The following is a 22,232-nucleotide window of genomic DNA, read 5'->3' as shown; positions in this document are numbered from 1 at the left end:
CCTCAGCCGTTGGGCCCTACTGTCGCAACGATGGTCACTTGCTTGTTGTCAGGGATTTCCTGGTAAGCCAACACATGCAAACCCGGGACTGCCAACCGGCCAAATCGCGACAGCATCGCGCGAACCGGACCGGCCACCAGCAGAATCACCGGCTGACCTTGCATTTCCTGACGCTGCGCCGCTTCGATCAACGAGCGTTGCAGTTTTTCAGCCATGCTTGGCTCCAGCAGAACGCCCTCTTCCGAGCCTTGTCCTGCCTTCTGAAGACTATTGAGCAATATTTGTTCCAACCTTGGCTCAAGAGTGATAACTGGCAGCTCCGACTCAGTCCCCACAATGCTTTGGACGATTGCACGGGATACGCCGACGCGTACGGCAGCCACCAGCGCGGCAGTATCTTGACTCTTGGCCGCATTGTTCGCGATCGCCTCGGCGATGCTGCGAATGTCCCGTACGGGCACCTGTTCGGCCAGCAACGCCTGGAGCACCTTGAGCAGCTGCGACAACGACACCACGCCCGGCACCAGCTCCTCGGCCAGTTTAGGCGAGCTTTTGGCCAGCAATTGCATGAGTTGTTGCACTTCTTCGTGGCCGATCAGCTCACTGGAGTGCTTGTACAAAATCTGGTTCAAGTGGGTTGCCACTACCGTACTGGCATCTACCACGGTGTAACCGAGGGATTGTGCCTGCGCACGCTGACTGACTTCGATCCAGACCGCCTCCAGCCCGAAAGCCGGATCTTTGGCGGTGATGCCGTTGAGCGAACCGTAGACCTGGCCCGGGTTGATCGCCAGTTCCCGATCCGGATAGATCTCCGCTTCGGCCAGGATCACCCCCATCAGGGTCAGTCGATAGGCACTTGGCGCGAGGTCGAGGTTGTCACGGATATGCACAGTCGGCATCAGGAAACCCAGGTCCTGGGACAGCTTCTTGCGCACGCCTTTGATACGCGCCAGCAACTGCCCCCCCTGATTGCGGTCCACCAGCGGGATCAGGCGATAGCCGACTTCCAGGCCAATCATGTCGATCGGCGTCACATCGTCCCAGCCAAGCTCTTTGGTTTCCTGAGCGCGGGCCGGCGATGGCAGCAGCTCCTGCTGACGCTTGACCTCTTGCAAGGCCTGAACCTTGACGGTGTTCTGCTTCTTCCAGAACAGGTACGCGCCGCCGGCCGCGAGGGCCGCCATGCTCAGAAAAGAGAAGTGCGGCATGCCGGGCACCAGGCCCATGACCGCCATCAAACCCGCCGCCACGGCCAGCGCCTTGGGCGAGGCGAACATCTGGCGATTGATCTGCTTGCCCATGTCTTCCGAACCGGAAGCACGGGTCACCATGATCGCGGCGGCTGTCGATAACAACAGTGATGGCAATTGCGCCACCAAACCGTCACCGATGGTCAACAGCGCGTAAACCTTGCCAGCATCACCGAAGGTCATGCCGTGCTGGAAAATACCGACGGCCATACCGCCGATCAGGTTGATGAACAGAATCAGCAAACCGGCAATGGCATCACCGCGCACGAACTTGCTGGCACCGTCCATGGAACCGTAGAACTCGGCTTCCTGGGCCACTTCCATCCGACGCAGTTTGGCCTGGTTTTGATCGATCAGACCGGCGTTCAAATCGGCGTCGATCGCCATTTGTTTGCCGGGCATCGCATCGAGGGTGAAACGCGCGCTCACCTCGGAAATCCGCCCGGCACCCTTGGTCACCACGACGAAGTTGATGATCATCAAAATCGCGAAGACCACGATACCAACCACGTAGTTACCGCCGATCACCACCTCACCGAACGCCTGGATCACCTTGCCCGCGGCGGCATGACCGTCCTGACCGTGGAGCATCACCACCCGCGTGGAGGCCACGTTCAGCGCCAGCCGCAACAGCGTTGCCACCAGCAGAATGGTCGGGAACACCGCGAAATCCAGCGGCCGCAGAGCGTAGACACAGACCAGCAACACGACAATCGACAGCGCAATGTTGAACGTGAAGAACACGTCCAGCAGGAACGGCGGCACCGGCAGCATCATCATGGCCAGCATGACCAGCAGCAACAACGGCACGCCCAGATTGCCCCGACTCAGGTCGGCGACGTTTGTGCGGGCATTGTTGATAAACTGAGAGCGATCCACCGGTTTTCCCCGTTCCTTTAAAGCAAACTTTTGACGCCCGAAGCAGGCGCAGAGCGGCTACTGCAAGAAGCCTTCCAACTTTTGCCGAGGGTTGGAACAGAGGGGTTTATTGACCGGAATGGGTGATGCCTGGACCGGCCTCATCGCGGGCAAGCCCGACTCCCACAGAGACCGGGGTTGAACACAGAACCTGTGGGAGCGTGGCTTGCCCGCGATGGGGCCATCACTGTCAGTGCAGGTAATCAGGAATCGCGCCGCAGATCCGGCGGAATCGGCAAGTCATCCTTGAGCGGTTCAGGACGCTTGCCCTTGCCAGCGCGGTGCTGGCGGATCTGATAGACGTAGGCCAATACCTGGGCGACCGCCAGATACAACCCACCTGGAATTTCCTGCTCCAGCTCCGTGGAGTAGTAGATCGAACGCGCCAGGGCCGGCGATTCCAGCAGCAACACCTCATTGGCCACGGCGATCTCGCGGATTTTCAACGCCAGGAAGTCACTACCCTTGGCCAGCAGTACCGGTGCAGCACCTTTTTCCGCATCGTACTTGAGGGCCACGGCGTAGTGCGTCGGGTTGGTAATGACCACGTCGGCCTCGGGAATCGCGGCCATCATCCGCCGCTGGGACATCTCGCGCTGCAACTGGCGAATCCGCTGCTTGACCTCCGGCTTCCCCTCCTGATCCTTGTGCTCATCGCGCACTTCCTGCTTGGTCATCAGCAGTTTCTTGTGGCTCTGGTAAAGCTGCACCGGAACATCCACCGCCGCGATCAGAATCAGCCCACACGCCATCCACAACGTACTCCAACCCACCAGCTGAACGCTATGAATGATTGCCTGTTCCAGCGGCTCATGGGCAATACGCAGCAAGTCATCGATGTCCGAGCGCAGGACGGACAAAGCCACAAACAGGATCAGCAGAAATTTAGCCAGCGCCTTGAGCAGCTCGATCACGGCCGTACTGGAGAACATCCGCTTGAGCCCCGCCGCCGGGTTCATCCGGCTGAATTTGGGTGCAAGGCTCTTGCCGGCAAACAGCCAGCCACCCAGGGAAATCGGCCCCAGAAAAGCCGCCAGCAGCAGCAACAGCAATATCGGCTGGACCGCCAGAAGGGCAATCTTTCCTGAATGCAGCAGGTACTCCCCCATCTGCCCGGGATCCAGCAACACCTCCCGCGGCAGGGAAAAGTTCAGGCGCATGATTTCCAGCAGATCCAGAGCCAGACCGCCGCCATAGATCAACAATCCCCCGGCACCGGCCATCATGGTTGCCAGGGTATTGAGCTCTTTGGAGCGGGCGATCTCACCCTTGTCCCGGGAGTCCTTTTTGCGCTTCTCCGTGGGGTCTTCTGTTTTGTCCTGACCGCTCTCGCTCTCGGCCATGGCTAGCGCGCCTGTGCCATGTCACGTAACAGCTGCAGGGCCTCGGTGGCCAAGGGCTGATACTGATTGAGAATGTCGCCGAGACCGACCCAGAAAATCACCAGACCCAGCACCAGGGTCAGGGGAAAACCGATGGAGAAAATGTTCAACTGCGGCGCCGCCCGAGTCATCACGCCGAAGGCAATGTTAACCACCAACAACGCCGTGATCGCCGGCATGACCAGCAGCATCGCTGCCCCCAGCACCCAACCCAGCTTGTTGGCCAGTTCCCAGAAGTGATTGATCAGCATGGCGCTGCCGACGGGCATCGTGGTGAAACTCTCCGTCAGCACTTCGAACACCACCAGATGCCCATTCATGCCGAGAAACAGCAGGGTCACGAGCATCGTCAGGAACTGCCCGATGACTGCCGCCGACACACCGTTGGTGGGGTCGACCATCGAGGCGAACCCCATGCCCATCTGAATCGAAATGATCTGCCCGGCGACGACAAACGCCTGAAAAAACAGCTGGAGCGAGAGCCCCATCAATGCGCCGATTATGATCTGTTCGGCGATCAGCAGCAGTGCGCTCAGATCCAGCGCATGAACCTGCGGCATCGGTGGCAGGCCTGGCACGACAACCACTGTGATTGCCAGCGCGAAATACAATCGCACACGGGTCGGCACCAGGGTCGTGCCAAAAATCGGCATGGTCATCAGGACGGCGCCGATGCGAAACAACGGCAATATGAACGAAGCGACCCAGGTACTGATCTGGGTGTCGGTCAGCTGCAGCAGTGACATGGCTTAGCCGATGACCCGAGGAATATTGCCGTACAACTGCAGAATGTATTCCATGAAGGTCTGCACCAGCCACGGGCCGGCGACGATCAGCGTGACCAGCATCACCAGCAGGCGCGGCAGGAAGCTCAGGGTCTGTTCGTTGATCTGAGTGGCAGCCTGGAACATGGCCACCAACAGACCCACCAGCAAACTCGGAATCACCAGCACGGCAACCATCATGGTGGTCAGCCAGAGCGCTTCACGAAAGATGTCTACCGCAACTTCCGGCGTCATGGAGAGACACCGCCGAAGCTGCTGGCCAACGTACCGATGATCAATGCCCAACCATCCACCAGCACGAACAGCATGATCTTGAACGGCAGGGAAATGATCAGTGGCGAGAGCATCATCATACCCATCGCCATCAGCACACTGGCCACGACCAGGTCGATGATCAGGAAGGGAATGAAGATCATGAACCCGATCTGGAACGCGGTTTTCAATTCGGAAGTGACGAAGGCCGGCACCAGGATGGTCAGTGGCGCCTGATCCGGCGTAGCGATGTCGGTGCGCTTGGACAGACGCATGAACAGCTCAAGATCGCTACTGCGCGTCTGGGCCAGCATGAAGTCCTTGATCGGCACCTGGGCCTTGGCCACGGCATCTTGCGCGGTGAGTTTTTCCGCCAGATAGGGCTGCAAGGCATCCTGGTTAACCCGGTCGAACACCGGCGCCATGATGAACAGCGTCAGGAACAACGCCATGCCGGTGAGAATCTGGTTCGACGGCGTCTGCTGCAGACCCAGAGCCTGACGCAGGATCGAGAAGACGATGATGATCCGGGTGAAACTGGTCATCAGCATGACGAACGCCGGAATGAAACTCAGCGCGGTCATGATCAGCAGGATCTGCAGGCTGACCGAGTATTCCTGGGCGCCCTGGGCATTGGTGCCCAGGGTGATCGCCGGGATCGACAACGGATCGGCGGCGAAGGCCAGCGGCGCGGCCAGCATCAGGGCCAGCGTCAAGATGATGCGTAGCGCACCCATTACTTCTTATCCTTCTGATCCTTGCCCAACAGCTCCATCAGGCGCTGGGCAAACTCCGGGGTCGCTTTCTCGGTAACCGGCACCTGCACCGGCTCCTTGAGCACATGCAAGGCAGTGATGGTGCCGGGGCTCAAGCCGAGCAGAATCTGCTCGTTGCCAACCTGCACCAGCATCAAACGGTCACGCGGGCCCAGGGCGCGGGAGCCGATCAGTTCGATCACCTGCCCCTTGCCGGCCGGCCCGGCCTGCTGGACCCGGCGCAACAGCCAGGCGAGGAAGAAGATCAACCCCAGCACCAGCAGCAAACCAAGCACCAGCTGCGTCAATTGTCCCGCCACACCACTGCTGACAGCAGGTGCCGCGGCAACAGTCGCCACGGGCTCGGCCGCCAGGACACTGAACGGCAAGGCCAGCACTACCCCCAGAACCTTTTTCACTCAGCGCAGCTTCTTGATTCGTTCGCTTGGGCTGATCACGTCGGTCAGGCGGATGCCGAACTTCTCGTTGACCACCACCACTTCACCGTGAGCGATGAGCGTGCCGTTGACCAGCACATCCAGCGGCTCACCGGCCAGGCGATCAAGCTCGATCACCGAACCCTGGTTGAGCTGCAGCAGGTTGCGGATGTTGATGTCGGTGCTGCCCACTTCCATGGAAATCGACACCGGGATGTCGAGGATCACATCCAGGTTCGGACCATCCAGCGTGACCGGATCGTTGTTTTTCGGCACGCTGCCGAACTCTTCCATCGGCAGACGGTTGGACGGCGAACTGGCGGCGTCGGCGGCCAGCAAGGCATCGATATCGTCCTGCCCGGCGTCGCCGGTTTCTTCCAGGGCCGCAGCCCATTCATCGGCCAGCGCCTGGTCGTCCTGGGTATTCATGTCGTTAGCCATCATGTGTCCTCGGCGGGCACCCCTTGAACGGGGTGCCGTCAGTTAATAGCGAATGGGAGCAGCGCCGCTTAACGGCGCTCGATCGGCTCGATCACTTGCAACGCGAGGTTGCCTTTGTGCGAGCCCATCTTGACCTTGAACGCAGGCACGCCATTGGCGCGCATGATCATTTCTTCCGGCATCTCGACCGGGATGATGTCCCCCGGCTGCATGTGCAGAATGTCGCGCAGGCGCAACTGGCGACGGGCAACCGTGGCCCCGATCGGCACGTCAACGTCCAGCACGTCCTGGCGCAGGGCATTGACCCAGCGCTCGTCCTGATCGTCGAGGTCCGACTGGAAGCCGGCGTCGAGCATTTCGCGCACCGGCTCGATCATCGAGTACGGCATGGTCACGTGCAGGTCACCGCCCCCGCCATCGAGCTCGATGTGGAAGGTCGACACCACAATGGCTTCGCTTGGGCCGACGATGTTGGCCATGGCCGGGTTCACTTCCGAGTTGATGTACTCGAAGTTCACTTCCATGATCGCCTGCCAGGCTTCCTTCAAATCGACGAAGGCCTGCTCCAGCACCATGCGCACCACCCGCAGTTCGGTGGGGGTGAACTCACGTCCCTCGATCTTCGCGTGACGTCCGTCACCGCCGAAGAAGTTGTCCACCAGCTTGAACACCAGCTTGGCGTCAAGGATGAACAGTGCGGTGCCGCGCAGTGGTTTGATCTTGACCAGGTTGAGGCTGGTCGGCACGTACAGCGAGTGCACGTATTCGCCGAACTTCATCACCTGCACACCACCGACGGCAACGTCCGCCGAGCGGCGCAGCATGTTGAACATGCTGATGCGGGTGTAGCGGGCGAAACGCTCGTTGATCATTTCCAGGGTCGGCATGCGTCCACGGACGATGCGGTCCTGACTGGTCAGGTCGTAGCTTTTGACGCTGCCGGGCTCGGCAGCGGTATCGGTCTGTACCAGACCGTCATCGACGCCATGCAACAGCGCATCGATTTCATCCTGGGACAGCAGGTCCTGCACGGCCATGTCGTGTTCCTACTGCAGTACGAAATTAGTGAAAAGCAACTGTTCGATGACCACTTTGCCGAGCTCTTTCTGCGCCACTTCCTGGACGCTGGCGGTCGCCTTCTGACGCAACATTTCCTGACCGACCGGCGACGCCAGCGTCGCGAAATCCTGTCCGGAGAACAGCATGACCAGGTTATTGCGGATCACCGGCATGTGGACTTTCAGCGCTTCCAGATCGGCCTGGTTGCGCCCCTGCATGGTGATGCTCACCTGCATGTAACGCTGACGGCCGTTCTGGTTGTAGTTGGCAACGAAGGCCGGCGCCATGGGTTCGAAAACCGCTGGCTGCTTGCCGACCGGGGCGACTTCAGCCGCGGCGGCAGGCTTGCTCTGGGCGCTGTGCATGAAGAACCAGGTCGCCCCCACGGACAAGCCGATCGCCAGCAGCAGGGCCACCACGATCACAATGATCAGCTTGAATTTGCCTTTGGTTGCGGGGTCTTTTACTGCTGCTTCGCTCTTCGCCATGCCAATAATCCGTCACTATTCGGGTTTTCACAGTCGCACGGCAAGGCAAGAGCAAGTGTTATGCCAGAAGTGTCGGAGGGTATGTGGACTGCGGCAGCCAGCAGCCAAAATCAAAAGATCGCAGCCTTCGGCAGCTCCAACATTTTGAAGGTATATACCCTGCAGGAGCTGCCGAAGGCTGCGATCTTTTGAGAGGCACCGCGCTTTATCAGGCGTAGTAGTCGACCGCGCTGGAGCCGATGACGCTGGTCGCACTGGCCGCCACTTCGGCAACGGTCGGCGCGAGCTCTTCATCCATGCCGTCGAGACGACCGCCGCTGGCGTTGGTGCGTCCGCTCTGGCTTTGTTGCGCCTGGTCCTGACCTTGCTGAGAGCCACGAGACTGGTCGGAGACGTTGACGTCTACCTGACCCATGCCCTGTTGCGCGAACATGTCTCGCAAGCGATGCATCTGGCCATCCAGCGCTTCGCGAACGCTTGGGTGCGCACTCATGAAGGTCACCTGGGTCTGCTGGTCCGGCACCATGTTCACCCGAATATCGAGGCGACCCAGTTCGGCAGGCTGCAACTGGATATCGGCCGCCTTGAGGTTGGCACTGGACAGGTACATGACCCGGTTCACCACTTCTTCGGTCCAGCCGCTCTGATGCATGGCAATCGGCTGATTCACCGGTATGGCATTGGCGGTTTTCGGCGTGGCAGCCTGGGTCAGTGCAGCCAGACGATTGGCGAAATCATCGACGCGGGTATCGCTGGTGGCAGACTTCAAATCCTTGAGGCCATCATCGATCAACCCACTGAAAGCTTTTTCGCCCCCCTGGCTGGTACTGTCCTTGTCAGCCTGCACATCGAGCATGCCAGCCATACCGGCGGCAAAGTTCTGCGCCGAGGTAGGCTCGCCATCGGCCTGGGTCTGGGCCGGCGTCGGCGCTGCCTTGGGCTGTGCCTGGCTGGCAGCCGAAATATGACCGCCCTGCTCCATGGCCATGCGCACAGCGGGGAGAGCATCGAGAGGGTCGGCCTCGGGATCGAAATCGCTATCCGCCGCTGCCACAGGCGTCTGCACCGTCGTCACCGTTGGCGTGACAGGTATTTCCACTTTGGGTTGCTCAGTGGCGACAACAGGTGCCGACTCCGCAACTGGCGCCGCCACAACGGGTTGCAACGCTGGCAGCAATGAAGGATCAAGCGCTGGATCGGCCGGTGCAGCGTCGACCACTGGCGTATCGGCGACATCCTCGTTGGCGGCCTTGTCGTCGCTCGGCGCCGGTTTATCGGCGGGCAAGGATTTGCCGCTATCGGCAACCGTCGGTTCCGGAGCGGCAGACTTGTCGTTGCCGACGTCCGTTTTTACGGGGCTGTCCGGGGTTTTATCGCGCACCGGCTTCGCCGATCCATCAGAGGCCGCAGAGGGTTTGTTCTGGGCCTGAGTGGCGTAAACCTGAGCGAAGCTGGACGCCTTGTCCCCGGGCTCAGCGGACAGCGCCGGTGTATTGGCGGAGGCGGCTTGAGTCTTGGCCTGCGCGGCGGCCTGGAGAAGAATATTGGGGGTAACGGGCATGAACGGTCTCCGCTGCACTGGGATCGTAGGTACAGTTGCGGTGATACGTGCAAGGGTTGAGCCAGTTTTGCTCAAGCGGCGCTAAAAGCGCCGGACGGTCGCATTGTCAGTGAGAGAGCGCTGGCGCTCTGCTTCGTAGAGGGGACGGATAATAGCGAACTCGCCGTCGATTTCTCCGACCAGTTTCTCGATGCCTTCCAAAGACCTCTTCTTGCTTCGCTGCTCGAGCTCATTGCAGAGCTCGGCGAGGCGCAGGGCACCCATGTTGCTGCAACTGCCCTTGAAACTGTGTGCGGCCTCTTCCAGCGACTTGGCATCCGCCCCAGCCTCGTGCAACAGACTCAACCGTTCTTCGGAATCGGCGAGAAAAGTATCCAGCAACGTCGGATACTCCTCCTCCATGACAGCTTGCAACGCACTCAGTACGTCGCGGTCCAGATGTGTGTCAGCCACTTGCTCACTCCTTGATCAAGAATGCGCGGATTATGCCAGAGCCTCCCAGAAAAATTCCACGCGGGCACTTCGACCTTCGTCGGACCAGCTGGCGTTGCGGCCCAACTGGCGGATAAGACTGATACCACGTCCCGACAGACGGATGCCATCAACGGGGCGCGCCATCACTCGCTCGACATCAAAACCCTTGCCACTGTCTTCGACCCGAATCGCCAGGCAACCGCCGTCATCCTTTGGTGCGACCTGCAAATGCACCCGCACATAGCCGTCCTGCAGCTCATCCAGACGTGCATTGCGCTGCTGATAATAGAGGGTAAAACCCGAAGCGTCGCGCTTGAGGCTCGAATCCAGACCCAGCACGCCGTGCTCCAGCGCATTGGAATACAGCTCCGCCAGCACACTGTAGAGCGCCCCGCTCTGCGCGCGCAAACCATGGACCTCCAACAGCAATTGCAAAAGATACGGCAGCGGATTGAAGCGCTTCAGGGTCGCGGCACGGAACTCGAAACTCACCGACCAGTCCAGCGGGCAGGACTGACCACTGTCGGAATAGACCAGGGCGGGTGGAATCAGCTGCGCGGCTTCGAGCAGGCTGACTTCGACCATGCTGACATCGTCGCGGGCCTCACCGCGAAAATCCCGCAACGCCTGCTCGATCTCTTCGAAAAGCCGGTCGGGCTGACGGTTGGCCGCAAACACCTGTTGCAATCGCTCGACGCCAAACAGCTGCTCATTGGCGTCGCAGGTGTCGATGACGCCATCGGACAACAGGAAGACCCGATCGCCGACAGCCATCGGAAACACTTCGGTGCGGTCATCGAAGGTCTGCGGACTCAGCACGCCAAGCGGCAAATGCCGGGCCTTCAGCGGCGTGCGCTCACCGCTGGCGATGCTGTGCAGATAACCGTCCGGCATCCCACCGTTCCAGACTTCCACCGAACGCCGCTGGAAACTCAGGCACAGCAATGTTGCGCAACAGAACATGTCCACCGGCAGGATGCGCTTGAGCTTGGCGTTCATCTCGCGCAACGTTTCCGACAGGCCGTAGCCCTTGGCGGTCATGCCGTAGAAGACTTCAGCCAGCGGCATGGCCCCGACGGCGGCTGGCAAGCCATGGCCGGTGAAATCGCCGAGCAGCACATGCATGTCGCCGGCCGGGGTGAATGCCGCCAGCAACAGGTCGCCGTTGAACAGCGCATAGGGCGATTGCAGGTAACGGATATTGGGGGCATTCAGGCAGCCGGAATGGGCGACCTTATCAAAGACGGCCTTGGCCACACGCTGCTCGTTGAGCAGATAGTCGTGATGCCTGGCAATCTGATCACGCTGCTTCAGCACAGTGGCCTGCAACCGCCGCAAACGGTCCATCGCCTTGATTTTGGCGGCGAGGATCACTTGGTTGTAGGGCTTTGCCAGAAAGTCGTCGCCGCCGGCCTCAAGACAGCGGGCCAGCGCCTCGCTTTCGGTCAGCGAGGTCAGGAAGATGATCGGCACCAGGGTTTCCCCGGCAAGCGCCTTGATCTGCCGCGCAGCCTCAAAACCGTCCATCACCGGCATCATGGCGTCCATCAACACCAGTTGCGGGCGTTGTTGGCGAAACGCTTCGACCGCTTCGGCGCCATTGGCGGCCGTCAGCACTTCATGGCCCTGGCGGCGGACAATGCTCGACAGCAGCATGCGGTCAGCCGCGCTGTCTTCAGCGATCAGGATCGTCAGCGGTTCGAACAACGGCTGCATGGCCTTCACGCCACGTCGAAGATCTGTTCGAAGTTGGAGATGGCGAGAATCTTGCGCACATCGGCGTTGGCGTGGGTCAGCCTGATCTCGGCGTGCTCGCCACCGGCGTGATCACGCAGCAGCAACAACATGCCAAGCGCTGAACTGTCGAGGTAGGTGGCGTCCTTCAGGTTCACTTCAAAGGACTCGGGTTTTGGCTGAAGGTTTTCGTAAGATTCACGAAATTCCTGATGCTTGGCGAAATCGAATCGTCCCTTGACCGATATCGTCAGCTTTTGTCCATCCGGAGATACTTCTGTAACGACTGACATTGAACGGCTTCCTTGTCATTGGCGAACGTACGTGTACAAGGTTTAGCACTTGGCGGGGATAGGGGCAAGGCTGGAAAGTTGTGGAATATTGAAGGCCCCCTTCGCGGGCAAGCCGCGCGAAGAACGCTAACGCGGTCTCACTGATTCAATACGGATCCTGCCGCGGTAACCGCTGGGACAACTCATCCAGCAGTTTCTGCTCGCGCTTGTCTTCCAGCTGCCGCGCCTCATCCGCGTAGCGCTGAACCAGCTTGCGCAAGCCTTCGACCCGGGCAAACGCCTGCTGCCAGGTGTCCCGCGCCTTGTTCAAATTATTCTGATGCCACGCCAGGCTTTGCCGCTGCTGATCGATGGCGACGCCCAGTTGCGCAAGAAAGCCCTGATAGCCCAGCAACCATTGGCCCGAAACGCCGCTGCTGCCGCGAATGATCCACTGTTCCTGGTAGTCGAGACGAAAGGCCTCAAGGTCGGCGAGCTTGCTTTCAGCCAGGCGAACCTGCCCCTGAAAATGGCCCAAACGCTGTACGGCGGTTTTCTCGGCCTTCTCGGCCATTTCGACCACCGGCGCCAGCCGCCCTGCCCGACTCTGGGCCATGATCGATTAGCCGCCAGCCGCGGGCGCGAAGATCGAACCGAGGTAGGATTCGCTTTCGCCCAGGCTGATGTTGTCGTTAAGTCCTTGACGCAGGTATTTGACCAGCTGCGGCTGCAGGGAAATCGCCAGGTCGGTTTCCCGGTCTCCGCCGGCGACGTAGGCGCCCACGCTGATCAGGTCGCGACTCTGTTGATAGCGCGACCATAATTGTTTGAAATACTGGGCGCGGGCCATGTGTTCCGGCGACACCACCGACGGCATGACCCGGCTGATGGACGCTTCGATATCGATGGCCGGGTAATGCCCCTCCTCGGCCAGACGCCGGGACAGGACGATGTGCCCGTCGAGTACACCCCGCGCCGCGTCGGCGATCGGATCCTGCTGGTCATCACCTTCAGACAGCACGGTGTAGAACGCCGTGATCGAACCGCCACCCTTCTCCGCGTTACCGGCCCGCTCCACCAGTTTCGGCAATTTGGCGAACACCGATGGCGGGTAACCCTTGGTTGCGGGCGGTTCGCCGATGGCCAGGGCGATTTCCCGCTGGGCCTGGGCGAAACGGGTCAGGGAGTCCATGAGCAACAGGACGTTCTTGCCCTTGTCACGGAAATATTCGGCAATCCGCGTGCAATACATCGCGGCGCGCAGGCGCATCAGGGGCGCATCATCCGCCGGAGACGCCACGACCACCGAACGCTTGAGGCCTTCTTCACCGAGGATGTGCTCGATGAATTCTTTAACTTCGCGACCCCGCTCACCGATCAGCCCGACGACGATAATGTCGGCCTCGGTGAAGCGGGTCATCATGCCCAGCAGCACACTTTTGCCGACGCCGGTACCGGCGAACAGCCCGAGCCGCTGCCCACGCCCGACCGTCAACAAACCATTGATTGAGCGAATGCCTACGTCCAGCGGCTCGCTGATCGGGTGACGCTTGAGCGGGTTGATGGTCGGGCCGTCCATCGGCACCCAGTCTTCAGCCTTCATCCCGCCCTTGCCGTCCAGCGCACGACCGGCGCCATCCAGCACCCGCCCGAGCATGCTCATGCCCATTGGCAAGCGACCGGTGTCAGCCATAGGCACCACACGGGCGCCGGGCGCGATGCCGGCAACGCTGCCGACCGGCATCAGGAAGACTTTGCTGCCGGAGAACCCCATGACTTCAGCTTCGACCTGCACCGGATGGTAACTGTCGTCGTTGATCACCATGCAGCGACTGCCCATGGCCGCGCGCAAACCTTCGGCTTCGAGGGTCAAGCCGACCATGCGCAGCAAACGGCCTTCAAGGATCGGCGCGCCGGCCAGCTCCGTGGCCTCAGTGTAACCGCCCAGGCGCTTGGCGAAGCTGGTGCGGTCAAGGCGCATCGGGTTCTTCCGGTTCGACTTCGACGGCAGGCTTGTCGTCGATCGGCAGCTCCAGGCTCAGATCCGGCGCGGCCGGGTGCAAGGCCTGTTCGTGCAACTGATCGAACAGCTTGTCCATGACCCTGGCGATCCGGGTTTCGACCGTGGCGTCGATGCGACTGTGCTCAGTCTCGACCCGGCAACCGCCAGGCAACAACGCTTCGTCCTCGACGATGCGCCAGGTTTCTTCATGGCGCTCGCGCAGGGCTTTGACCTGTTCGAAATCCTGCGGATTGATGTACAGCCGCACATTGCCCACGCCCAGCGGCAACAGCTTGAGGGCGTCGCGCATGACGTGTTCGATCTGCGTCGAATCGATGGCCAGTTCGCGCTGAATCACCTGTTTGGTGATGTGCTGCACGAGGTCGACCAAGGATTTTTCGATTTGCGTGTCCTGCTCGGCGATAGGCTCGAACAGGTTGGCCATCAGTTGTTCAAGTGCTGCGACTTTCGGCGCCAGCACGGCCTCGGCTTCCTGACGAACCTTGAGCGTGGTGCTGTGAAATCCTTCTTTCTCGCCCGTCGCGAAGCCTTCGTTGTAGGCCTCCTGACGGATGCTTTCGAGTTCTTCGAGGGTCAGTGGCTGGACTTCTTCCAGCGGCACTTCTTCCATTTCCGGCGGCTCGGGCTCAGGTTCAGGCTCGGGCTCCGGGACATGCGGGTCGAAACTGGGCAGCGACCAGACATCGAAACCACCGACGTCCTTGGCACGGATCAGGTCGGTCTGGGACTCATCATGTTTGGACGACATAGTGACCTTAGATCATCTCTTCGCCGCCCTTCCCGCCGAGAACGATTTCTCCGGCTTCGGCCATACGGCGAGCAATGGTGAGGATTTCTTTCTGCGCAGTTTCCACGTCGCTGACGCGCACCGGGCCTTTGGCCTCGAGGTCGTCGCGCAACAGTTCGGCCGCCCGTTTGGACATGTTCTTGAAGATCTTTTCCTTGACGCCTTCGTCCGAGCCCTTGAGGGCAAGAACCAGCACATCGGAGGACACTTCACGCAGCAACGCCTGAATTCCGCGGTCATCGACATCGGACAGGTTGTTGAACACGAACATGAGGTCTTCGATCTGACCGGACAGGTCTTCGTCGACTTCGCGGATCGAGTCCATCAACTGGCCTTCGATCGAGCTGTCGAGGAAGTTCATGATGTCGGCCGCACGCTTGATGCCACCCAGGGTGGTGCGCGAGGCATTCGAGTTGCCGGAGAACTGCTTCTCGAGAATCTGGTTGAGTTCTTTCAGGGCCGCTGGCTGCACGGTGTTCAGCGAGGAAACCCGCAGAATGATGTCCAGTCGTACCTTGTGGTCGAAGTTGCCCAGCACTTCGCCGGCCTGGTCCGGGTCGAGATACGCCACGACGATCGCCTGGATCTGTGGGTGCTCGTAACGGATCACGTCGGCGACGGCGCGCGGCTCCATCCACTTCAGGCTGTCGAGCCCACTGGTGTTGCCGCCCAGCAGGATCCGGTCGATCAGGCCGTTGGCCTTGTCTTCGCCCAGGGCCTGGGTCAGCATTTTACGCACGTAGTCGTCGGAGCCGACGCCCAGGCTGGTCTGGTCGCCGACGATGTCGACGAACTCGCTCATCACCTGTTCGACTTGCTCGCGGTGCACGTTCCCCATCTGCGCCATGGCCACACCCACACGCTGGACCTCTTTGGGCCCCATGTGACGCAGCACTTGCGCGGCATCGGTAGACCCCAGGGACAGCAGCAGAATCGCGGCTTTATCAACCCGGGACAGTTTGGCGACAGCGGCTCGGTTATCACTCATCTGCGTTAATCCACTCTTTCACGACCTGGGCCACACGACCCGGGTCTTCTGCCACCAGACTCTTGATTGCGTTCAACTGTGCATCATAGCCTTCGCTCGGGCTCGGCAGCAGGATGCTGGTCGGGCCACCGAGGCTGACGCGGTCGTTGGCCAGTTCGCCGTCCAGGCCGCCCATGCCACCGAGCTCTACGTCGCTGCCCAGGCCCAGTTGCTTGCCTTTGCCGCCATTGGTGATGTTGTTGAGCACCGGACGCAGCACACCGAACACCAGTATCAGGATGAACAATACACCCAGCACTTGTTTGACGATGTCCCAAAACCATGGCTGGGAGTAGAACGGAATATCGGCAATCACTTCACCGCGCTCGGCGGAGAACGGCATATTGATCACACTGACGCTGTCGCCACGACTGGCGTCGAAGCCGACGGCGTCCTGCACCAGACGGGTGAAGCGTGCGAGCTCATCGGCGCTCCACGGTGCGCGGGTGGTTTCACCGTTGGCTGCGTTGATCTTGACCTGATCGTCCACCACCACCGACACCGACAGGCGGTTCAAACGCCCTTGTTGTTGCTTGGTGTGGCTGATGGAACGGTCGAGTTCAAAGTTCTTGGTGGATTGTTGACGCTTGTCCGCCGGGTACGGCGCCAGCATCGGCTGGCCGGTGGCCGGGTCCATGATCTGCTGACCATTGGCGTCCAGCAGTGGCTGGCCTGGCTGCACCATGCCGGCCTGCGCGGTGGCGCCACCGGTGGTTTGCGGCGCCGAAGCAGGTGATGGCGGCTGGTTGCTCAGCGCCCCCGGTACACCTTGCGGGCCATTGCTGGCGGTACGTTGCTCGTTGACCGACTGCTCGCTGCGCAGCGCCGGCTGGTCCGGATTGAACTGCTCGGAGGTCGACTCGACGGCGCTGAAGTCCACGTCGGCGGAGACTTCGGCTTTATAGCGGTCGTTGCCCAGCACCGGTTGCAGGATGTTGTGCACGCGCTGGGTGAGCATGCTTTCCATGCGACGGCTGTAATCGAATTGCTTGCCGGCCATGGTCAGTTCGGAATTCTCCGCCTGATCCGAAAGCAGGTTGCCCTTCTGATCGACGACGGTGATCTGCGACTTGCTGAGTTCAGGCACGCTGGTCGCGACCAGGTTGATGATCGCCAGCACCTGACCCGGCTCCAGTGAGCGGCCGGAATACAGCTCAACCAGAACCGAAGCACTTGGTTTGCGCTCGTCGCGAACGAACACCGAACTCTTCGGAATCGCCAGGTGCACGCGGGCACCCTTGACGTTGTTCAGGCTGGAAATGGTCCGGGCCAGTTCGCCCTCGAGGCCGCGACGATAACGGGTCGCTTCCATGAACTGGCTGGTACCGAGGCCCTGGTCCTTGTCGAGGATCTCGAAACCGATGTTGCCGTCGCTGGGAGTGACACCAGCGCCCGCGAGCTTGAGTCGCGCACGGGACAAGTCATCGGCCTTGACCAGCAAGGCACCGGAATTCGGTTCTACGGTGTAGGGAATGTCAGCGGACGCCAGAGTATCCATGACTTGCTTGGCGTCCATACCGGCAAGGCTGCCGTACAGAGGCCGGTAGTCCGGCTGCTGGGACCACAACACCACGGCGAAGCCAATCGCCACGCTCGCAGCCAGGCCGACCAACAGGCCCACCTGACGCAACATGGTCATCTCGGAGAGGTTTTCCAGGAAGGACAAGCCGAACAGCGGTGGTTTGCCGTCTATCGGAGTGGCCTTGGCCGGAACATTATCGGCGACTGCTTCTGCCATGACTCAATCTCGTCCTTAAACCGGCATCTGCATGATGTCTTGGTAAGCCTGAACCAGCTTGTTACGCACTTGGGTCAACGCCTGGAAAGACACGCTGGCCTTCTGCGAGGAAATCATCACATCGGTAAGGTCCACGCCGCTTTTGCCGATTTCGAAGGCATTGGCCAACTGGCTGGACGCCTGCTGTGTATCGTTCACTTTGTTGACGGCCTGACCGAGCATGTCGGAAAAGCTGCTGCCACTCAGTTCAGGGACGGCGGCAGTCGATTTAGGCGCAGACATGGCATCCATTTGCATGGAACGCATATCCAGCATCAATCGATTAAATTCAATACCTTGGCTCATGGTCTACTCTCATTGGCGACCCGCAATTTTTTGACACTCACTCGGCGGGTAGTGAGGTGTTAGCAACAAGGGTGCCAGCTCCGTGGCCGCCCTGAACAAAAGCCTTCCAGGCTTTGCCTTGCCTGCGAATCAGGTGGCGAACAAATAAGCTTCCACATCCATTCCGGCATCGCGCATTTGCGCCAGCTTGTAGCGCAGCGTCCGCGGACTGATTCCCAGACGCTCGGCCGCTTCTTTGCGGCGCCCACGCTCAGAGCGCAGGGTGTCGATGATCATCTGGAATTCGCGACGACGCAGATCGTCCCCCAGCGCCCCAGCCGATTCGGCCTCGACCTCCATCGACCGCACCGGCACCGACGCCAATGTCGGTAACGGCGCACAGGCAACCGGCCCAGCGAGACAGAAATCCTGAGGCTGGATCAAACCGCCCTGCTGCAGAATCAAGGCACGCTGAATCGCATTGTCCAGCTCTCGTACGTTGCCCGGCCATGGATAGCCGATCAGGCACGCCTGAGCCTCGGGCGACAGTCTCGCCGCGGCATGCTTCATTTTATTGACGTGTTTGGCCAGCAGGCGCTCGGCCAGCGGCAGGATATCGGCGGTGCGCTCGCGCAATGGACGCCAGGCCAGGGGAAATACCGACAGGCGATAGTAGAGGTCTTCACGAAAACGCCCTGCCGCCACTTCACCCGCCAGGTCACGGTTGGTGGTCGCGACAACACGAATGTCCAGTGCAATGGGCTTGCGTGCCCCCACTCGCTCGACTTCGCGCTCCTGCAGCACACGCAGCAACTTGGCCTGAAGGCCGAGAGGCATTTCGGAAATTTCATCCAACAGGATGGTGCCGCCGTCGGCCTGCTCGAACTTGCCGGCCTGCGCCGCGATGGCGCCGGTGAACGAGCCCTTCTCGTGACCGAACAGCGTCGCTTCAAGCATGTTGTCGGGAATCGCCGCGCAGTTGATCGCAATGAATGGCTGACTGGCGCGATGCGAGTGCTGATGGATGTAGCGCGCCAGCACTTCCTTACCGGTCCCGGACTCGCCGGAGATCAATACGGTGGAATCGCTGCGCGCCACTCGCGCCGCCAATTCGAGTAATTGCGCACTGGCCGGCTCATACGCAACGGGCCCTTCGCTGTCGGGAGCGCCGAGGCTGCCCAGCGCATGACGCGCCACCAGATCCAGCAGCGCCTTGGGCTCGAACGGCTTGACCAGATAATCCACCGCGCCCTGACGCATTGCATCGACCGCGCGCTCCACGGCGCCATGAGCCGTCATCAGCAAGACGGGCAATTGCGGCTGACGAGCCCGCAGCAAACCGAGCAACTGATGACCATCCATGCCCGGCATGTTGACGTCGCTGAGCACCAGATTGAACGTCTCGGCGCCGACTGCCTCGAGCGCCTCCTCCGCCGAACCGACAGCCTTGTAGTCGTGCCCCGCGAGCAACAGCGTATCCGCCAGCGCCTCGCGTAACGCGCGGTCATCCTCGACCAGTAAAACCTTGATTGCCATGTCCTTCACTCCGCTCCCTGAGCGCTACGCTTTTCATCAAAAAAAAGCGGCAGAATCACCTGCGCGCAAGTGCCGCGTCCCAGCCGCGAGCGCAGCTGCAATTCTCCCTGGTGAGCACGCGCCACGGCCTTGACCACGGTCAGACCGAGGCCCGTTCCGGTGGTTTTGGTGGTAAAGAACGGCTCGCCGAGACGCGCCAGCACTTTCGCATCGATACCGCTGCCGCTGTCGCTGACCGAGACTCGCAGGGTGTTGTCACGACTGTAGAGATGAACTTTCAAACGGACGTCGCCGGCACTGGCCTGGATGGCGTTCTCGATCAGGTTCAGGATCGCTCCGACCAGGGTGTCGCGATTGCACAGCAATTCTCCCGCATGGCTATCGCACTGCCAGCGAATCGGCAGGTCCTGCACGTGGGTCAATGCGGCCGATTGCAAGGACTGCATGAGCATCTTCGGCGTGACACGGTCAGTCAGCGGCAGTTCGCCGCGCGCGAACACCAACATGTCGCGCACTTGATGCTCCAGCTCATGCAGGCGCTCTTTCAGGCGGCCGGCGAAACGTTGCTGCGTGGCCACCGGCAGCTCTTGCTCGGTCAAATGACTGGCGTAGAGCAACGCGGCGGACAAGGGCGTGCGGATTTGATGAGCCAGCGACGCGACCATGCGGCCGAGTGACGACAGGCGTTCGTGGCGGGCCAGTTGATCTTGCAGGTGACGGGTTTCGGTCAGGTCGTTGAGCAGCACCAATTGGCCGGGCTCGGCATCCAGCGAGCGAGTGGCGATCGACAGGCGCCGACCGTCCTTGAGCGAGATTTCATGACCATCGTCTTCACGCGGCGCAAAGCAACGGGCAATGACATGACGCCACAGCTCGCCTTCGAGGGGCAGCCCCAGCAATTCACAGGCAGCAGGGTTGGCTTCGCGCACGATGCCTTGGGCGTCAATGACGATGACGCCGCCAGGCAATAGATCGAGGAGGTTTTGCAGGCGGTTGGCCAGGCGTTCTTTTTCTGCCAGCTCCTGCATGCGCTGAGCGCTGACCACCGCCAACTCGCCCTTGAGCTCGGTGACCCGTGCCTCGAGCATGCTGTAGGAGTCGGTCAACTGGCTCGACATCTGATTGAACAGCGCGAACGCCTGCTCAAGGCCAAGCCGGCTTGCCTGCTCTACGGACGACGGGTGCCCCGAAGCGTCAGGGACAGGAGACATCTGGGCGGCGTGGGGCATCGTGCTCTCTCGCGTGGCTGACCGTCAGTTAAACGGAACGTTGCGAGGGATGTAGCAATACCCGTGCCTAAAAAAAACTGCCTACAAATGAACGACTTGAAAAACAGGCGTCAATCATCCGCCTGTTCATCACCGTCGCGACGACTCATGCCGTACTTGCGCATCTTTTCCACCAGCGTGGTGCGGCGAATCCGCAGTCGCTCGGCGGCGCGCGCCACGATGCCATTGGCATCATCCAGCGCCTGCTGGATCAGGCCTTGCTCCAGACCACCGAGATAGTCTTTCAGGTCCAGGCCTTCCGGCGGCAGCATGGCATTGGCGGTAAAGTCCGGCGTATGACCGTTGATGGCCACCCGCTCTTCCAGATCGCTGCGCAGGCTGTCGACAAGTTGCTCGTCTTCATCATCGACGTAGCGGAATTTTTTCGGCAGCTCGACGACGCCGATGACCCCGTACGGGTGCATGATCGCCATGCGCTCCACCAGGTTCGCCAGCTCGCGGACGTTGCCCGGCCAGCCGTGCCGGCACAGCGACATAATCGCGGCGGAGTTGAAACGGATCGAGCCACGCTTCTCGTGCTCCATGCGCGAGATCAGTTCGTTCATCAGCAACGGAATGTCTTCGACGCGCTCACGCAGCGGCGCCATCTCGATCGGGAACACGTTCAGGCGATAGTAGAGATCTTCGCGGAAGGTGCCGATCTCGATCATGCTTTCGAGATTCTTGTGGGTCGCCGCAATGATGCGCACATCGACGCTCTGGGTCTTGTTGCTACCCACGCGCTCGAAAGTGCGCTCCTGCAATACGCGCAGCAACTTGACCTGCATCGGCAGCGGCATGTCGCCGATTTCATCGAGGAACAGCGTGCCACCGTTGGCCAGCTCAAAACGACCGGCGCGGCTGGTGATTGCCCCGGTGAAGGCACCCTTCTCGTGACCGAACAGTTCGCTTTCCAGCAACTCGGCCGGGATCGCCCCGCAATTGACCGGCACAAACGGCGCATCACGACGCTTGGAGTGGTAGTGCAGGTTGCGCGCGACCACTTCCTTGCCAGTCCCGGACTCGCCGAGGATCAACACGCTGGCGTCGGTGTCGGCGACTTGCTGCATCATCTGGCGGACGTGTTGAATCGCCCGACTGGTGCCGACAAGACTGCGGAAAAGATTGGGTTCACGGTGGCGCCCGCGCTCACGAGCCTGGTCATACATCTCGCGATAGACCTGGGCGCGGTGCAGCGAGTCGAGCAGTTTGCTGTAGCTGGGCGGCATTTCGAGGGTCGAAAGCACTCGCCGACGCTGGTCTTCGGGCAGGTCAACGGAAGAATTATCGCCCATTAACAAAACCGGAAGGAACTCATCCCAGGTAGAGAGTGTCTTTAACAAGCCCGGAAGTGCGCCAGGAGCATTGACCGTCCCGATGAGGACACAGATCACTTCACGACTTGATGACAAAGAGCCGACAGCCTGCTGCCAGTCATGGCTACCGCAGGGTAAATTTTCTTCGCCAAGAAAATTTAAAATCACCGCCAAATCGCGGCGGCGGACGCTATCGTCATCAATCAGCAGAATTTTGGTTTCACGCCACATGCAATAGCAACTTCCCTAGTCAACTCAATGCCCGAAATGAGGGGGCAAGCTAGACGCTTGCAGACACGTTATGCCTGTAGACGCCTGAAATCTGCAACCAGCCACTAGTTAAGTCAAAAAACCGTGCACAGTCAAATTTATGGCGCACACGGCATGGATTAACTTAGGATT

The 22,232-nt window shown here is 60.5% G+C and carries 23 protein-coding genes; 1 reads left to right on the top strand and 22 read right to left on the bottom strand.

Annotated elements, in window-relative coordinates; genetic code table 11:
- Positions 1-2: 2 nt before the first annotated feature.
- The 9 genes from flhA to fliL all read right to left on the bottom strand — a co-directional run bounded on the left by flhA (position 3) and on the right by fliL (position 7,770).
- Positions 3-2,132: a flagellar biosynthesis protein FlhA gene (gene flhA, locus B723_RS13870; protein ID WP_017337193.1), complete on the bottom strand. Its 2,130-nt coding sequence runs from the start codon at positions 2,130-2,132 to the stop codon at positions 3-5.
- Between the two features lie 242 nt (positions 2,133-2,374).
- Positions 2,375-3,514 carry a flagellar biosynthesis protein FlhB gene (gene flhB / locus B723_RS13865; protein ID WP_017337192.1) on the bottom strand — a complete coding sequence of 380 codons (1,140 nt, stop codon included), beginning with the start codon at positions 3,512-3,514 and terminating at the stop codon, positions 2,375-2,377.
- A gap of 2 nt (positions 3,515-3,516) precedes the next feature.
- Positions 3,517-4,299: a flagellar biosynthetic protein FliR gene (gene fliR, locus B723_RS13860; RefSeq protein WP_017337191.1), complete on the bottom strand. Its 783-nt coding sequence runs from the start codon at positions 4,297-4,299 to the stop codon at positions 3,517-3,519.
- A gap of 3 nt (positions 4,300-4,302) precedes the next feature.
- Positions 4,303-4,572 (bottom strand): flagellar biosynthesis protein FliQ, encoded by a 270-nt coding sequence (gene fliQ / locus B723_RS13855; RefSeq protein ID WP_008024593.1) that lies wholly within the window; start codon positions 4,570-4,572, stop codon positions 4,303-4,305.
- Complete coding sequence (gene fliP, locus B723_RS13850) at positions 4,569-5,327, bottom strand: flagellar type III secretion system pore protein FliP (protein WP_008039813.1); 759 nt, start codon at positions 5,325-5,327, stop codon at positions 4,569-4,571. Before fliP ends, fliQ begins: the two co-directional genes overlap by 4 nt.
- Positions 5,327-5,764, bottom strand: coding sequence for a flagellar biosynthetic protein FliO (gene fliO, locus B723_RS13845; protein ID WP_017337190.1), 438 nt, complete (start codon positions 5,762-5,764; stop codon positions 5,327-5,329). The genes fliP and fliO overlap by 1 nt, the downstream gene beginning before the upstream one ends.
- On the bottom strand, positions 5,765-6,223 hold the full coding sequence (gene fliN / locus B723_RS13840; RefSeq protein ID WP_008151080.1) for a flagellar motor switch protein FliN: 459 nt from the start codon (positions 6,221-6,223) through the stop codon (positions 5,765-5,767).
- Between the two features lie 68 nt (positions 6,224-6,291).
- On the bottom strand, positions 6,292-7,260 hold the full coding sequence (gene fliM, locus B723_RS13835; RefSeq protein ID WP_008024584.1) for a flagellar motor switch protein FliM: 969 nt from the start codon (positions 7,258-7,260) through the stop codon (positions 6,292-6,294).
- 9 nt (positions 7,261-7,269) lie between these two features.
- Positions 7,270-7,770 carry a flagellar basal body-associated protein FliL gene (fliL, locus tag B723_RS13830; protein ID WP_017337189.1) on the bottom strand — a complete coding sequence of 167 codons (501 nt, stop codon included), beginning with the start codon at positions 7,768-7,770 and terminating at the stop codon, positions 7,270-7,272.
- A 60-nt stretch (positions 7,771-7,830) separates the two neighbouring features.
- On the opposite strand from fliL, the gene B723_RS33920 reads away from it, so the two are divergent.
- Positions 7,831-7,962, top strand: a complete 132-nt coding sequence (locus B723_RS33920) for a hypothetical protein (RefSeq protein ID WP_017337188.1) — start codon at positions 7,831-7,833, stop codon at positions 7,960-7,962.
- Between the two features lie 16 nt (positions 7,963-7,978).
- Here the strand turns inward: B723_RS33920 and B723_RS13825 are convergent, their stop codons facing one another.
- The 13 genes from B723_RS13825 to B723_RS13765 form a co-directional block, all read right to left on the bottom strand.
- Entirely contained in the window at positions 7,979-9,331 is a 1,353-nt protein-coding gene (locus B723_RS13825) for a flagellar hook-length control protein FliK (protein ID WP_017337187.1), read from the bottom strand.
- Between the two features lie 81 nt (positions 9,332-9,412).
- A complete protein-coding gene (locus tag B723_RS13820) occupies positions 9,413-9,784 on the bottom strand; it encodes an Hpt domain-containing protein (protein WP_017337186.1) in 372 nt (123 codons plus the stop codon).
- A gap of 30 nt (positions 9,785-9,814) precedes the next feature.
- Entirely contained in the window at positions 9,815-11,521 is a 1,707-nt protein-coding gene (locus tag B723_RS13815) for a fused response regulator/phosphatase (protein WP_017337185.1), read from the bottom strand.
- Positions 11,522-11,526: 5 nt separating this feature from the next.
- Positions 11,527-11,832 carry an STAS domain-containing protein gene (locus B723_RS13810; protein WP_017337184.1) on the bottom strand — a complete coding sequence of 102 codons (306 nt, stop codon included), beginning with the start codon at positions 11,830-11,832 and terminating at the stop codon, positions 11,527-11,529.
- A gap of 145 nt (positions 11,833-11,977) precedes the next feature.
- Positions 11,978-12,427: a flagellar export protein FliJ gene (fliJ, locus tag B723_RS13805; protein WP_017337183.1), complete on the bottom strand. Its 450-nt coding sequence runs from the start codon at positions 12,425-12,427 to the stop codon at positions 11,978-11,980.
- 6 nt (positions 12,428-12,433) lie between these two features.
- Positions 12,434-13,792, bottom strand: a complete 1,359-nt coding sequence (gene fliI, locus B723_RS13800; protein WP_017337182.1) for a flagellar protein export ATPase FliI — start codon at positions 13,790-13,792, stop codon at positions 12,434-12,436.
- Entirely contained in the window at positions 13,782-14,582 is an 801-nt protein-coding gene (gene fliH / locus B723_RS13795) for a flagellar assembly protein FliH (RefSeq protein ID WP_017337181.1), read from the bottom strand. The genes fliI and fliH overlap by 11 nt, the downstream gene beginning before the upstream one ends.
- A gap of 7 nt (positions 14,583-14,589) precedes the next feature.
- The gene (gene fliG / locus B723_RS13790) at positions 14,590-15,609 is read right to left on the bottom strand and encodes a flagellar motor switch protein FliG (RefSeq protein ID WP_003184041.1); all 1,020 of its coding nucleotides are present in this window, start codon (positions 15,607-15,609) and stop codon (positions 14,590-14,592) included.
- Positions 15,602-17,386 carry a flagellar basal-body MS-ring/collar protein FliF gene (fliF, locus tag B723_RS13785; protein ID WP_017337180.1) on the bottom strand — a complete coding sequence of 595 codons (1,785 nt, stop codon included), beginning with the start codon at positions 17,384-17,386 and terminating at the stop codon, positions 15,602-15,604. Before fliF ends, fliG begins: the two co-directional genes overlap by 8 nt.
- Positions 17,387-17,401: 15 nt before the next feature.
- Entirely contained in the window at positions 17,402-17,731 is a 330-nt protein-coding gene (gene fliE, locus B723_RS13780; RefSeq protein WP_017337179.1) for a flagellar hook-basal body complex protein FliE, read from the bottom strand.
- Positions 17,732-17,860: 129 nt separating this feature from the next.
- Positions 17,861-19,246, bottom strand: a complete 1,386-nt coding sequence (locus tag B723_RS13775) for a sigma-54-dependent transcriptional regulator (RefSeq protein ID WP_017337178.1) — start codon at positions 19,244-19,246, stop codon at positions 17,861-17,863.
- A 5-nt stretch (positions 19,247-19,251) separates the two neighbouring features.
- Positions 19,252-20,457, bottom strand: a complete 1,206-nt coding sequence (locus B723_RS13770) for a sensor histidine kinase (protein WP_162491079.1) — start codon at positions 20,455-20,457, stop codon at positions 19,252-19,254.
- A 128-nt stretch (positions 20,458-20,585) separates the two neighbouring features.
- On the bottom strand, positions 20,586-22,061 hold the full coding sequence (locus B723_RS13765) for a sigma-54 dependent transcriptional regulator (RefSeq protein ID WP_008044600.1): 1,476 nt from the start codon (positions 22,059-22,061) through the stop codon (positions 20,586-20,588).
- Positions 22,062-22,232: the final 171 nt, after the last annotated feature.

It is taken from the genome of Pseudomonas fluorescens NCIMB 11764 (assembly GCF_000293885.2).
GTDB lineage: Bacteria > Pseudomonadota > Gammaproteobacteria > Pseudomonadales > Pseudomonadaceae > Aquipseudomonas > Aquipseudomonas fluorescens_B.
This window is presented reverse-complemented; position numbering and strand designations above follow the sequence as displayed.